The following is a 13,660-nucleotide window of genomic DNA, read 5'->3' on the forward strand; positions in this document are numbered from 1 at the left end:
ACTATAATTTCTATTGTAGTTTTTATGGCATTAAAACAGCAGTTAGAGTTAAGGCTTCAACAACGTCTTGCTCCCCAACAGGTTCAATTTATTCGCCTTATGGAACTTAATAATTTGGAACTGGAGGAGAGAATTAAACAAGAGATTATTGATAACCCTGCTCTTGACGAGGTTATTAAAAGAAACGATGGGGAGGATGATTCTCCATCGAAAGAAGATATTGCCACAAATGATGAAGACGGAAGCAATGAGGATATTTCGTTAGGCGACTACTTCTCAGAGGACGACATTCCTGATTATAAAATCTCACAATACGAAAACGATCATAGCGAGGGCTACAAAGGAGATATTCCTTTTCTTAGCGATAGTTCTATTCAAGGGCATCTGTTTGATCAACTTGCATTTCTTGAACTGTCAGATATTGAAGAGAAGATTGCCGAGTATATTATAGGCAATATTGATGATGACGGTTATCTGAGAAGACCTTTACAAATGATCTCAGATGATTTGATTTTTCAGGCAGGTCTTGATATTGATGTTTATACCATTGAGAAAGTTCTTGACAAGATAAAAGAGTTTGATCCTGCCGGTGTTGCGGCAACATCCCTTCAGGAGTGTCTTATGCTTCAACTCAACAGACTTGAGAGCAGCGAAGAGAATGTAATTATAGCCAAAGAGATCATAACAAACCATTTTGACGACTTTAGCAAAAAACACTACGACAGAATTGGCAAGGCTCTTGGGCTGGACAAAGAGCTACTTAAAAAAGTTATAAAAACTCTTACCCAACTCAATCCTCGTCCCGGAAATACTTGGAACTCATCGTTTGGCGATACTTATAACCAAATAAGCCCCGATATATTTATTGAGGAGAACAACGGCGAAGTTACATTCTCATTAAACGATTGTAATATTCCTGAGCTGAGAGTTAATCAGAAATATATTGATATGTATAAAGATTACACCAGCAATAAGGCAAACCAGACTAAAGAGACAAGAGAGACTCTTTTGTTTGTAAGGCAGAAATTAGATTCAGCCCAATGGTTCATAGAGTCGGTAAAACAGAGACAAATTACTTTGTCGAATATTATGGCGGTTATTCTGTCGATACAAAAAGATTTCCTTATCACGGGCGATGATCGCGACCTCCGTCCTATGATTCTGAAGGATATTGCGGAGGTTACCAATTACGACATCTCTACCGTTTCGCGCGTACTTAACGGAAAATATATGCAAACCCGATATGGAGTATATTCTCTTAAACATCTCTTCTCGGAGAGTTTGCAAACCAATGATGGCGAAGAAGTATCTTCAAAAGAGGTTAAGAAAATTCTGGTAGATATTATTGAGAACGAAGATAAAAAACAACCACTGTCTGATAATGAAATTTGCGCTATCCTTTGCGAAAAGGGATACAAAATTGCAAGACGTACTGTTGCCAAATACAGAGAACAGAATAATATCCCTATTGCAAGACTAAGAAAGGAGTTGTAGTTGTTTATGTTAAGAGTATTATCCAAATTTATTTCGGGTCTATTATCTCCATATTTTATATTCATATACTTATATGCCCTTATCTTTCTCTCGGCATATTTCAGCACTGTTTCGCTCTACTCTTTTGGAGTATTGTTAGGAGTTGTTGCACTATTCACAACACTTATACCCTTTCTTGTATCAAGAATAAATAGAGTAAATCTTAACGATAAAAGCAGTGAAAGAGGCCCTTTATATATGGCTTTTGGGATTGGTAATTTTACATTGGCATATTATCTTTTAAGTAGAGGTATTCCTGTATGGAGAATTAGTTTTTTAATTAGTGCAGTATTGGCAATAATTACACTATTCCTGTTTAATAAAAAATATAATATATCGTTCCACACAACCATGTATGGAGTATTGATTGGAGCAATGTTTATAATTGCAAAGTTTCAAAGTTTTGTTTCTTTGGAGATTATTTGCCTTATAATTTTATTAGGGGGTATTCTGGGAAGTGCAAGAGTATATCTAAAAGATCATACTCCGAGAGAGGTTATTATCGGTGCCATACTCGGCTTTTTCTGGAGTTACTCCGGTGCTGTTTTTACGAAAATATTATTTTAAACTATATTATAAGATATGAAACCTATTGTCAGTATTATCATGGGCAGTACATCTGATTTGCCCATTATGGAGAAAGCGGCTAAATTGCTTGACGAGTTTGAAATACCTTTTGAGATGAATGCTCTATCGGCTCACCGCACTCCCGTTGAAGTTGAAGAGTTTGCAAAAAACGCTGAAGGGCGTGGTATTAAAGTTATTATTGCTGCCGCAGGTATGGCAGCACATCTTCCTGGTGTTATTGCAGCAAGCACTCCACTACCCGTTATTGGTGTTCCCATCAACTCAACTCTTGATGGTATGGATGCTCTTCTTGCCATTGTGCAAATGCCTCCGGGAATACCTGTTGCAACCGTAGGAATAAACGGGGCTTTGAATGCTGCAATTTTAGCAATACAGATGCTCTCGCTAAGCGATGAGAATATTGCATCTAAATTTAAAACCTATAAAGCAGCGTTGGCTCAAAAAATTGTAAAGGCTAACGAGGAACTTGCTAAAATAGAGTATAAATACAAAACAAACTAATAATAGAAAATGGATATTTTTAACTACCGCAGAAGGGTTAGTTCGGTAACAAACATTGGGGGTATTCCTTTGGGTGGAGATAACCCCATACGAATTCAATCGATGACCGACACCTCTACTCGCGATGTTGAGGCGAGTGTGAAACAGGTTCTGGAGATTGCCGATGCAGGTGCCGACTATGTTCGTTTAACCACTCAAGGTGTATTGGAGGTTGATGCTCTTGCCGTTATACGTAAAACATTAAGAGCAAAAGGCAACACCACACCCCTTATTGCGGATATTCATTTTAACCCTAACGTGGCTGATGCCGCCGCTAAGATCACCGATAAGATAAGAATCAACCCCGGTAATTTTACCGATAGTGCAAGAGTGTTCAAAATTATTGAATATACCGATGAGAGTTACAGAGAGGAGATTAAGCGTCTTGAAGAGAGGTTTATTCAACTGCTTGATATTTGCAAAGAGCATAACACCGCTTTGAGGATTGGTGTTAATCATGGCTCGTTGTCGGATAGAATTATGAGCCGATATGGCGACACCCCAGAGGGTATTGCCGAGTCGTGCATGGAGTTCCTTCGTGTTTGTAAACGTGAAAACTTCAACAATGTGGCTCTCTCAATAAAAGCATCAAACACCGTTGTAATGGTAAAATCGGTAAGGTTGCTTATTGACGCCATGGAGCGTGAAGGTATGAACTACCCTCTTCATCTTGGGGTTACCGAGGCAGGCGATGGCGAGGATGGTCGTATTAAATCGGCTGTGGGTATTGGTGCTTTGCTTTGCGATGGCATTGGAGACACTATTAGAGTTTCACTCAGTGAGCCTCCACAAAACGAAGTTCCTGTTGCATCGCAATTGGTAAACTACGTTCAGGAGCGAGAGGGGCACAAAGAGATTATTGCCACTCCTTACGAAGGGTACTCATACCTGAATATGGAACGCAGACCATCGTTTTCAGTTGCCAACGTAGGCGGAGATAATGCTCCTATTGTTATCTGCAACGGAGATTGTTCGCTTACCGGCACTCTTAAACCCGACTACATTTTAAAAGAGAGTTTATGTGTTGGAGAGAATATCTCAATCAAAGTTATTGGGGTTGAAGATATTGAGCATTACGAAAACTACTCTGAACCTCTTATTTTAAAACTACACTACCCACAACTAACCGATAGTGTTATTGCCTTTATTGCAAGTCATAAGAGTGTTATTGTAATGGCATACAGCAACCACGCAAATATGGTGGGCGAGTTAAGAGCAACGGCTCACACTCTTACACGCAAAGGGTGCAATAACCCTGTTGTATTGATGTTGCAATATGCAGAGAACGAGAAAGAGGCTCTACAAATTAAGTGTGGTGCCGACTTGGGAGCTCTGCTTCTTGATGGAGTTGGGAATGGCGTGATGATTGTAAACAATGGTTGCATTGATAACAACACTATAACTACCATTTCATTCTCGGCACTTCAAGCCGCAAGGTTAAGAACAACCAAAACCGAGTATATCTCATGTCCGGGTTGTGGCAGAACTCAATTTGATTTACAAAAAACAGTTGCCCGTATTAAAGAGGCTACAGCTCATCTTGTGGGATTGAAGATTGGTATTATGGGCTGTATTGTTAATGGTCCCGGCGAGATGGCAGATGCCGACTATGGCTATGTTGGTGCAGCTCGTGGCAAGATAAGCCTATATAAGGGAAAAGTTTGTATTGAGAAGAACATCCCCGAAGATGAGGCTGTTGAACGCCTATTGAAGTTTATTGAGGAGGACCGTTCTTAGTTGTTAGTTAACAAGCATTTGCTTGTTGAACTTGCTCACGCGCAACAATGATTAAACATGTTTATCATTGTATTCGCTTACTAGCAACTTTGTTAGTTGTTAGAAATAATTACTAATTTCATAAATTATGAAATCCCTTATACTAATATCTCTACTATTATTCTCACTCTCTTGCAGAAACGCAGTAGAGAGTGAGAATATTGTTTATTATACCGCAAAAGACTCTGTAAAGTGTGAGGAGATATTAACCCACACGTTTGACTCTAAGCCAGTAAGCACAACAGAAGTTGCAAAAATATTTTTGGCAACCCCTTATCAAGGGGGGACTTTGGATAGAGAGCAAACAGAGGGTATTGTTGTGAGGTTTGACTCGCTCGACTGCACCACCTTTGTTGAGACGGTTACCACTCTTACTCGTTGCATAAACAAGGGAGTAACCGATTATAAGCAATTTGTAAAAGAGTTGGAGATAATTCGCTACCGCAATGGCAAGTGCAATGGTTATGAGAGCCGTTTGCACTACTTCAGCGAGTGGATATATAATAACCAAACAATGGGTATTGTTGAGGAGATTTTACCTGACACCCTAATTGAAACAGAGCAACGCTCAATAAATTTTATGAGCCTTAATGCCGACAGGTACAAAGGCATCACTTCGGACACTATCCTAAGCGAAATAAAGACCACTGAAGCGTTTTTATCTGCTCAGCCATTCTCTTATATACCCAAAGAGAAAGTTGCTCTACTGACAAAAGAGAGCGTTAAAGAGGGCGATATTATTGCTATCGTAACAGATATTAAAGGGTTGGATATATCGCACGTTGGTTTTGCCACATTTGTTGAGGGCAAAATTCATCTTCTACACGCCTCTTCAGCAAAAAAGGAGGTCATCACCGACCCTCTTCCTCTAAGTGAATACCTCGCAAAACAAAAACACCACGCAGGGGTTAAGGTTGTGAGGATACTTTAGTATCTCCACTACTTACAACAAAAGTTTGTAAATTTTATGGAGAGTATAGGACAAGGCATTATTTATACTCGTCACAATGGATATGAAAGATGTAGTGTAATTTAGAACAACTCTTTTAATCATTATCTATTAAAAAGAAAAAGAGAACGATTAAATCGTTCTCTTTTCTCTATATAGATTGTTTAGATTCTATATTACTCTGCTGCTGGAGTTTCAGCAACTGGTGCCTCTGCAACTGGAGCCTCAGCAACTGGTGCTGCTGCTTTTTTTGAGCGACGTGTACGAGTTGCTTTTTTAGCTGTTTTCTCTTTAAGCATATTCTCGTTGTAATCTACTAACTCAATAAAACAAGTTTTTGCTCCGTCTCCAAGACGTGTTCCTGTTTTGATGATACGAGTGTATCCTCCGTTACGCTCTGCAATTTTAGTTGCTATATCTCCGAAAAGCTCTTTTACTGCTTTTTTGTCTTGCAAATAGCTAAATACTACACGGCGAGATGCTGTTGTGTCTTCTTTTGCCTTGTTGATGATAGGCTCAGCATATACTCTTAATGCTTTTGCTTTTGCTAAAGTTGTGAATATACGCTTGTGCATTATCAATGAACAAGTCATGTTTGACAACATGGCTGCTCTGTGTGAAGCTGTTCTGCTCAAGTGGTTGAATTTTTTATTATGTCTCATCGTTGTTATTCTTTATCTAATTTATATTTAGAGATGTCCATTCCGAAAGATAGGTTCAATCCTGCCAAAAGGTCATCTAACTCGTTTAGTGATTTTTTACCGAAGTTTCGGAATTTCAATAGATCGTTTTTGTTGAATACTACCAACTCTGCTAATGTTTCAACATCGGCTGATTTCAAGCAGTTTAATGCACGAACTGAAAGATCCATGTCAGTTAAACGGCTCTTCAACAATTGACGCATATGTAATACCTCTTCATCAAATTCTTCATTGCCATCACCGTCTGACGACTCTAATGTTATCTTCTCATCAGAGAACATCATAAAGTGATACATCAATATTTTTGCTGCCTCTTTTAAAGCATCTTTTGGGTGAATTGATCCATCGGTTGTTACCTCAATTGTCAACTTCTCGTAGTCAGTTTTTTGCTCTACACGATATGGATCGTAGTAGTATTTTACATTTACGATTGGTGTGTAAATTGAGTCTATTGCTATTACATCAACAGCATCTGTGGGTTGTGCGTTCTCCTCAGCGGGTACATATCCACGTCCTTTGTTAATGTTCAACTCAATGTTGAATTTTGCACTTGAATCAAGGTGACATATTACCAACTCAGGGTTCAATACCTCAAAGCTTGATAGTGCTTTGCTTATATCTCCGGCTTTAAATTCAGATCCTGAACATGTTAGAGAAACTTTCTCTGTCTCTACATCTTCAACAATTCTTTTTAGACGTACTTTCTTTAAGTTCAAGATAATGTTTGATACGTCTTCTAATACTCCGGGTATGGTAGCAAACTCGTGATCAACTCCCTCAATACGTATTGAGGTAATTGCAAATCCCTCTAATGAAGAGAGGAGAATACGGCGTAACGCATTGCCTACTGTAACACCGTAGCCAGGCTCCAAAGGACGGAATTCGAATTTTCCAAAGAACTGTGTAGCCTCTACCATGACTACCTCTTCGGGTTTTTGAAATGCTAATATCGCCATAATTCTTATTATTGTTTAGAGTACAACTCAACGATTAATTGCTCTTTGATATTCTCAGGAATATCTGCTCTTTCTGGAATGTGTAGATATTTTCCGCTTTTTGTTGCTTCATCCCACTCAATCCAAGGATATTTGCTGTGATTGAATCCTGCAAGTGAGTCTGTGATATTCTCCAATGATTTTGATTTCTCACGTACTCCTACTACTTGACCGGGTTTCAATTGGTATGAAGGAATGTTTACTACTTTTCCATCAACAACAATGTGACGGTGTGATACTAATTGACGAGCAGCTGCACGTGTTGGTGCTATACCTAAGCGATATACTACGTTGTCAAGACGTGACTCCAATAGTTGTAGTAATACCTCACCTGTAATACCTTTTGTGCGTGATGCTTTCTCAAATAGTATGCGGAACTGACGCTCTAATACTCCGTAAGTGTATTTTGCTTTTTGCTTCTCTGCAAGTTGTGTTCCGTACTCAGATGTTTTTCTTCTTTTGTTTTGTCCGTGTTGTCCAGGAGGATAGTTCTTCTTTGACAACACTTTATCTGCTCCAAAAATTGCCTCTCCGAATTTACGTGCAATTCTTGATTTAGGTCCTGTATATCTTGCCATTTTTAACTTGTTTAATTTTTGTTTTCTTGATCTTGTCCATTAAGATGCAGCCGCGATTGCGAGAGGATTATAAAAGGCAATCTTTATTTCATCTTGTGATGGTGGCTCAAAAAAACTGTTAATGTTAATAATACTCTTATACTCTTCTTCTTTTTGGAGGACGACATCCATTGTGTGGCAATGGAGTAACGTCTATAATCTCTATTACGTCAATGCCTAATTGTGCAATTGTACGGATTGCTGATTCACGACCATTACCCGGGCCTTTAACGTATGCTTTTACTTTACGTAGACCTAAATCAAATGCAACTTTTCCGCAGTCTTGTGCTGCCATTTGTGCTGCATAAGGAGTATTTTTCTTTGATCCTCTAAATCCCATTTTACCTGCTGAAGACCAAGAGATAACTTGTCCGTCTTCGTTGGCGATTGAGACGATGATGTTGTTAAATGAAGAGTGGATGTGAGCTTGTCCCACAACGCCTACATGTACTTTTCTCTTCTTTACTGCGACTGTTTTTTTTGCCATACTTACTTATTATTTAGTAGCTTTTTTCTTATTTGCAACGGTTTTCTTTTTACCCTTACGTGTGCGGGCATTGTTTTTTGTACTTTGTCCACGAACGGGAAGTCCATTACGGTGACGTACACCACGATAACAACCAATATCCATTAATCGTTTGATGTTGAGTTGTACTTCTGTACGAAGATCTCCCTCTACTTTGTACTCTGCTCCGATGATCTCACGAACTTTTGCTGCTTGGTCGTCTGTCCAATCTTTTACTTTAATGTTTTTGTCAATTCCAGCTTTCTCTAAGATGGTTTTTGACGCACTTCGACCGATACCGAATATGTAGGTCAAAGCGATTTCACCTCTTTTATTTTGCGGTAGGTCAACACCGACAATTCTTACTGCCATATATTAATTACTGATAAATATTTTGCAAAGATAATAAAATTATCCTTGACGTTGTTTATACTTTGGATTTTTCTTGTTAATTACATACAACTTTCCGTTGCGTCTAACTATTTTACACTCCGGTGTGCGCTTTTTTAATGATGCTCTTACTTTCATTTTTATTTAGTTTTTTTATTTATATCTAAACGCTATACGTCCTTTTGACAAGTCATAAGGTGACATTTCTACTCTTACTTTGTCGCCAGGTAGTATTCTTATATAATGCATGCGCATCTTGCCTGAGATATGGGCTGTTATTTCGTGTCCATTCTCTAACTCAACCCTGAACATAGCATTAGACAGTGCCTCTACTATTGTTCCGTCTTGTTCTATCGCTGCTTGTTTTGCCATAAGTTATCTTATTTTTTAAATGTATTTATCTCCTAAAACTTCTTCTACGTATTTGAATGTTGATAGTATGTCGGCCTTTCCTTCGCGTACGGCTACACATAATTCATAGTGTGCTGCCGGTTTGCGATCTTTTGTGCGTGCTGTCCAACCATCGCGTTCTATTACTATATTACGTGAACCCATATTTACCATAGGCTCTATGGCTAATACCATACCACTTCGTAATACCGGTCCGCATCCTCGGCGTCCGTAATTGGGAACTTCGGGTGCTTCGTGCATTTGGCGTCCTATTCCGTGTCCACACATCTCTCTGACAAGTGAGTATCCTCTCTTCTCGCAATAGGTTTGAATGGCATTGCTTATATCGCCTACGCGATTGCCTTCTACTGCTTTTTCGATTCCTACGTATAACGACTCTTTGGTTGTTTTCAATAGTCGTTTTACTTCGTAACTCACTTCTCCTACCGGGAAGGTGTATGTCGAGTCGGAATGAAATCCGTTCTTCAATACGCAAAAGTCTATCGATACTATGTCTCCCTCTTGCAACTCTTTGCTTGATGGTATTCCGTGTACAACTTGTTCGTTTACGGATGCACATATCGAGTTTGGATAACCGCTATATCCTAAACAACTTGGTACTCCTCCGTTGTCGCGAATATACTGTTCGGCTATTGAGTCGAGTTTTAGGGTAGTAACTCCCGGTGCCACCCATTTGGCTATCTCGCCCATGGTTTTTGCCAACAACAGGTTACTTTCCCTGATTAACTCTATCTCTTCGTCTGTTTTAAGATAAATCATTTTTATCTACTTTAGACTAATATGCTGAAACAGAACCTTGACGGCCTTTTATTCTGCCTGATTTCAACAATCCATCGTAGTGGTGCATCATTAAGTGACTCTCTACTTGTTGTAGTGTGTCAAGGATTACTCCTACAAGAATCAATAGTGATGTTCCTCCGAAGAATTGTGCAAACTCTGCACTGATTCCTGCTATTTGTGCGAATGCTGGCATAATTGCCACCAATGCCAAAAAGATTGAACCTGGTAGTGTGATTCGTGACATTATTGAATCGATGTACTCTGCTGTTTTCTTTCCGGGTTTGATTCCGGGAATGAATCCATTGTTGCGTTTCATATCCTCTGCCATTTGATTGGGTTGGATAGTGATTGCTGTATAGAAGTATGTGAATACAATGATCAATATTGCATATACAAAGTTATACCAGAATCCTGTGTTATCAGTGAATGCTTGTACAAATGCACTTGATGATGTTGTTGAGAATCCTACTATTGTAATAGGTATGAACATCAACGCTTGTGCAAAGATGATTGGCATTACTCCTGCACTGTTTACTTTTAAGGGGATGTATTGTCTTGCACCTCCGTATTGTTTGTTGCCTACTATTCTTTTTGCATATTGTACGGGTACTTTGCGTGTTCCTTGTACTAATAGAATAGATGCTGCTACTACAAACAATAGGAATACGATCTCTGCCAAGAACATTACTAATCCTCCTGTTGCTGTTGTTGCACGGTTAATGAACTCAAATCCTAATGCTTGTGGTAGGCGTGCTATGATACCTATCAAGATTATGAATGAGATTCCGTTTCCTATACCTTTATCTGTTATACGCTCTCCTAACCATAATACAAACATACTTCCTGCTGCAAGGATGATTGTTGATGTTACCATAAACATTACTCCTTCGGGGAATGCTGCTGCACCGATTTGGGTTTTAAGGTTCACCAAATATGAGGGTGCTTGTATTAATAGGATTGCTACTGTTAGATAGCGAGTATATTGATTCAACTTGCGACGTCCGCTTTCGCCTTCGCGTTGCAATTTTTGGAAGTATGGCAATGCCATTCCCAAAAGTTGGATCACGATAGATGCTGAGATATAGGGCATAATTCCTAATGCAAATATTGATGCATTTGAGAATGCTCCTCCTGAGAACATATCTAACAACGCCATCAAACCACCTCGTGTTTGCTCTTGTAGGTTTGCGAGTGTTTCAACATCAATACCTGGTAGTACCACGTATGATCCTACGCGGTACACCATTATTAGCAATAGGGTAGTGATGATTCTATATCTTAGATCCTCTATCTTCCAAATATTTTTAATTGTCTCTATCGCTCTCATATTGATTAGAGTTTAACGATTGTGCCTCCAACTGCAGTGATTGCTGCTTCTGCTGATTTTGAGAATGCGTTTGCTGTTACTTCAAGTTTAGCAGTGATTGTTCCGCCACCTAAGATTTTAACCATTTGGTTTTTGGCAACGAATCCAGCCTCGATTAGAGTGTTTACATCAATTTTCTCCAATCCTTTAGCCTCAGCTAATGTTTGGATTGTAGATAGATTGATTGCTTTGTACTCTACGTGGTTAGGATTTTTAAATCCAAATTTAGGCAAACGACGTTGAAGTGGCATTTGACCTCCCTCAAATCCTAATTTTCTGCTGTATCCAGAGCGTTGTTTTGCTCCTTTGTGTCCTCTTGTTGAAGTTCCACCCATTCCTGAACCGGGTCCGCGACCAATTCTTTTACGGCTTTTTGTAGAACCTGCAGCAGGTTTTAAATTACTTAAATTCATATCTTAAATTTTTTCTTGTTCAAAAAACAAATTATTCAACTACTACCAAGTGTTTTACTTTCTCTACCATTCCTAAGATTTGAGGAGTGGCTGTATGCTCAACTGTTTGGTTTAGTTTACGCAATCCTAAAGCTTCAAGGGTTTTCTTTTGGACAGCGGGACATTTGATTTTACTTTTTACTTGTGTGATTTTAATTGTCTTCATCGCTTTGTTCCTTTATTAACCTTTAAATACTTTTTCTACTGATACTCCACGGTTACGTGCTACCATTGCTGCGTCACGCAACTCTGCTAATGCTGCAAATGTAGCTTTTACCAAGTTGTGAGGGTTTGAAGAACCTTTTGATTTTGCCAATACGTCAGTTACTCCAACGCTCTCTAATACCGCACGCATCGCACCTCCTGCTTTAACTCCGGTACCGTGTGATGCTGGTTTGATTAGTACTTGCGCTCCTCCGAATTTTGCAAATTGCTCGTGAGGAATAGTTCCTTTATATACTGGTACTTTGATAAGGTTTTTCTTTGCAGACTCTACGCCTTTTGCAATAGCAGCTGTAACCTCGCTGGCTTTTCCTAATCCGTAACCAACGATTCCTTTGCCGTCACCTACTACTACGATGGCTGAAAAGCTGAATGTACGACCTCCTTTTGTAACTTTTGTTACACGATTGATGTGTACCAATCTGTCTTTTAATTCCAAGTCGTTAGTTGACTTTACTCTGTTATATTTTACTGCCATTGTCGTTTAAAATTTAAGTCCACCCTTACGAGCTGCTTCTGCAAGCTCTTTTACTCGGCCATGATAGAGGTAACCGTTACGGTCGAATACTACTGTTGTAATTCCTGCCTCTTGTGCCTTTTTTGCTATTAACTCTCCTACTTGTGCTGCTGCAGCTTTGTTATCTCCGTCTGCTAATCCTTTTGATGATGCACTTGCTAATGTTTTACCAGCTAAGTCATCGATGATTTGAACGTAGATTTGTTTGTTGCTACGGAACACTGTCATACGAGGTGTTTCTGCTGTTCCTGAAATTTTACCACGTATGCGGGTTTTGATCTTTATTCTTCTTTCTATCTTATTCATGATGTTTACCTTTTAACGTGAATTATTTGGCACCAGCCGATTTACCTGATTTTCTACGAATATACTCGCCAACAAACTTGATACCTTTTCCTTTGTAAGGCTCTGGTTTACGGAATGTGCGGATTTTAGCACAAATCAGACCGAGTAACTCTTTGTCGCATGACTCTAACAGAATAAGTGGGTTTTTATTTCTCTCACTTTTTGTTTCGAGTTTTACCTCTTTGGGTAATTTTACATATATATCGTGTGAGAAACCGAGTGATAATTTTAGTACTTGACCATTATTCTCTGCACGGTATCCTACACCTACTAGTTCCAACTCTTTTTTATATCCTACCGATACACCTGTTACCATGTTGTTGATAAGGGCACGATATAATCCATGCAATGAACGTGATGCTTTTGTATCATCTGGACGTGTTACTGTTAATTGTCCGTCCTCTACGTTTACTGCTATTCCTCCAGTTATGGTTTGAACCATTTCCCCTTTTGGTCCTTTTACCGATACTTCGTTATCTTTAACTGTTACTGTTACGCCTGCGGGGATAGCGATAGGCAATTTTCCAATTCTTGACATAATTTACCTCCTCTTTTTTAATATACGTAACACAACACTTCTCCGCCAACATTTAAGTTACGTGCCTCTTTATCGGTCATAACTCCTTTTGAAGTTGAAATAATTGCTATTCCTAAACCGTTAAGAACGCGTGGTAACTCTTTGTGTCCAGCGTATTTACGCAAACCGGGTGAAGATACTCTCTCCAACTTTTTGATTGCATTTACTTTATTCACGGGATCGTATTTCAAGGCAATTTTGATTGTTCCTTGAGGACCCTCTTCTACAAACTTATAGTTAAGTATGTAACCTTTGTCAAAAAGGATTTTTGTGATCTCTTTTTTAAGGTTTGATGCAGGCACTTCAACTACGTTGTGTTGTGCTTTGATTGCATTTCTTAACCTTGTAAGATAATCTGCTATTGGATCTGTCATATTAAATAAATTTTAAATTGAT

20 protein-coding genes are annotated in these 13,660 nt (G+C 39.0%); 5 read left to right on the top strand and 15 right to left on the bottom strand.

The genetic code is table 11. The annotated features are described in order from the left end of the window. Positions 1–24: 24 nt before the first annotated feature. From rpoN to IKK64_08210, 5 genes are all read left to right on the top strand, one after another. Positions 25–1,494 (top strand): RNA polymerase factor sigma-54, encoded by a 1,470-nt coding sequence (gene rpoN, locus IKK64_08190; protein ID MBR4120037.1) that lies wholly within the window; start codon positions 25–27, stop codon positions 1,492–1,494. Positions 1,495–1,500: 6 nt separating this feature from the next. After that, entirely contained in the window at positions 1,501–2,100 is a 600-nt protein-coding gene (locus IKK64_08195; protein ID MBR4120038.1) for a hypothetical protein, read from the top strand. A 15-nt stretch (positions 2,101–2,115) separates the two neighbouring features. After that, positions 2,116–2,622, top strand: a complete 507-nt coding sequence (gene purE, locus IKK64_08200) for a 5-(carboxyamino)imidazole ribonucleotide mutase (protein ID MBR4120039.1) — start codon at positions 2,116–2,118, stop codon at positions 2,620–2,622. Between the two features lie 9 nt (positions 2,623–2,631). Further along, on the top strand, positions 2,632–4,398 hold the full coding sequence (gene ispG, locus IKK64_08205) for a (E)-4-hydroxy-3-methylbut-2-enyl-diphosphate synthase (protein ID MBR4120040.1): 1,767 nt from the start codon (positions 2,632–2,634) through the stop codon (positions 4,396–4,398). Between the two features lie 127 nt (positions 4,399–4,525). Beyond that, positions 4,526–5,368: a DUF1460 domain-containing protein gene (locus tag IKK64_08210; GenBank protein MBR4120041.1), complete on the top strand. Its 843-nt coding sequence runs from the start codon at positions 4,526–4,528 to the stop codon at positions 5,366–5,368. 194 nt (positions 5,369–5,562) lie between these two features. Here the strand turns inward: IKK64_08210 and rplQ are convergent, their stop codons facing one another. The 15 genes from rplQ to rpsH form a co-directional block, all read right to left on the bottom strand. Then, a complete protein-coding gene (gene rplQ / locus IKK64_08215) occupies positions 5,563–6,048 on the bottom strand; it encodes a 50S ribosomal protein L17 (protein MBR4120042.1) in 486 nt (161 codons plus the stop codon). A gap of 5 nt (positions 6,049–6,053) precedes the next feature. Continuing rightward, positions 6,054–7,043: a DNA-directed RNA polymerase subunit alpha gene (locus tag IKK64_08220; GenBank protein ID MBR4120043.1), complete on the bottom strand. Its 990-nt coding sequence runs from the start codon at positions 7,041–7,043 to the stop codon at positions 6,054–6,056. Between the two features lie 8 nt (positions 7,044–7,051). Then, positions 7,052–7,660, bottom strand: a complete 609-nt coding sequence (rpsD, locus tag IKK64_08225) for a 30S ribosomal protein S4 (GenBank protein ID MBR4120044.1) — start codon at positions 7,658–7,660, stop codon at positions 7,052–7,054. Positions 7,661–7,796: 136 nt separating this feature from the next. Further along, entirely contained in the window at positions 7,797–8,186 is a 390-nt protein-coding gene (rpsK, locus tag IKK64_08230; protein MBR4120045.1) for a 30S ribosomal protein S11, read from the bottom strand. Between the two features lie 9 nt (positions 8,187–8,195). After that, the gene (rpsM, locus tag IKK64_08235) at positions 8,196–8,576 is read right to left on the bottom strand and encodes a 30S ribosomal protein S13 (GenBank protein MBR4120046.1); all 381 of its coding nucleotides are present in this window, start codon (positions 8,574–8,576) and stop codon (positions 8,196–8,198) included. A gap of 39 nt (positions 8,577–8,615) precedes the next feature. Next, positions 8,616–8,732 carry a type B 50S ribosomal protein L36 gene (gene ykgO, locus IKK64_08240; protein ID MBR4120047.1) on the bottom strand — a complete coding sequence of 39 codons (117 nt, stop codon included), beginning with the start codon at positions 8,730–8,732 and terminating at the stop codon, positions 8,616–8,618. 15 nt (positions 8,733–8,747) lie between these two features. Then, positions 8,748–8,966: a translation initiation factor IF-1 gene (infA, locus tag IKK64_08245; GenBank protein MBR4120048.1), complete on the bottom strand. Its 219-nt coding sequence runs from the start codon at positions 8,964–8,966 to the stop codon at positions 8,748–8,750. Between the two features lie 15 nt (positions 8,967–8,981). Further along, entirely contained in the window at positions 8,982–9,764 is a 783-nt protein-coding gene (gene map, locus IKK64_08250) for a type I methionyl aminopeptidase (GenBank protein ID MBR4120049.1), read from the bottom strand. Positions 9,765–9,780: 16 nt separating this feature from the next. After that, positions 9,781–11,112 (bottom strand): preprotein translocase subunit SecY, encoded by a 1,332-nt coding sequence (gene secY / locus IKK64_08255; GenBank protein MBR4120050.1) that lies wholly within the window; start codon positions 11,110–11,112, stop codon positions 9,781–9,783. 5 nt (positions 11,113–11,117) lie between these two features. Then, positions 11,118–11,564: a 50S ribosomal protein L15 gene (gene rplO, locus IKK64_08260; GenBank protein MBR4120051.1), complete on the bottom strand. Its 447-nt coding sequence runs from the start codon at positions 11,562–11,564 to the stop codon at positions 11,118–11,120. Positions 11,565–11,595: 31 nt separating this feature from the next. Next, positions 11,596–11,769 (bottom strand): 50S ribosomal protein L30, encoded by a 174-nt coding sequence (gene rpmD / locus IKK64_08265; protein ID MBR4120052.1) that lies wholly within the window; start codon positions 11,767–11,769, stop codon positions 11,596–11,598. A 15-nt stretch (positions 11,770–11,784) separates the two neighbouring features. Then, positions 11,785–12,303 carry a 30S ribosomal protein S5 gene (gene rpsE / locus IKK64_08270; GenBank protein ID MBR4120053.1) on the bottom strand — a complete coding sequence of 173 codons (519 nt, stop codon included), beginning with the start codon at positions 12,301–12,303 and terminating at the stop codon, positions 11,785–11,787. A 6-nt stretch (positions 12,304–12,309) separates the two neighbouring features. After that, the gene (locus tag IKK64_08275; protein MBR4120054.1) at positions 12,310–12,648 is read right to left on the bottom strand and encodes a 50S ribosomal protein L18; all 339 of its coding nucleotides are present in this window, start codon (positions 12,646–12,648) and stop codon (positions 12,310–12,312) included. Positions 12,649–12,670: 22 nt separating this feature from the next. Continuing rightward, positions 12,671–13,225 carry a 50S ribosomal protein L6 gene (gene rplF, locus IKK64_08280; protein MBR4120055.1) on the bottom strand — a complete coding sequence of 185 codons (555 nt, stop codon included), beginning with the start codon at positions 13,223–13,225 and terminating at the stop codon, positions 12,671–12,673. Positions 13,226–13,242: 17 nt separating this feature from the next. After that, positions 13,243–13,638 carry a 30S ribosomal protein S8 gene (gene rpsH / locus IKK64_08285; GenBank protein MBR4120056.1) on the bottom strand — a complete coding sequence of 132 codons (396 nt, stop codon included), beginning with the start codon at positions 13,636–13,638 and terminating at the stop codon, positions 13,243–13,245. Between the last annotated feature and the right edge of the window lie 22 nt (positions 13,639–13,660).

It is taken from the genome of Bacteroidales bacterium, from assembly GCA_017521245.1.
In the GTDB taxonomy this organism is placed as follows: domain Bacteria; phylum Bacteroidota; class Bacteroidia; order Bacteroidales; family G3-4614; genus Caccoplasma_A.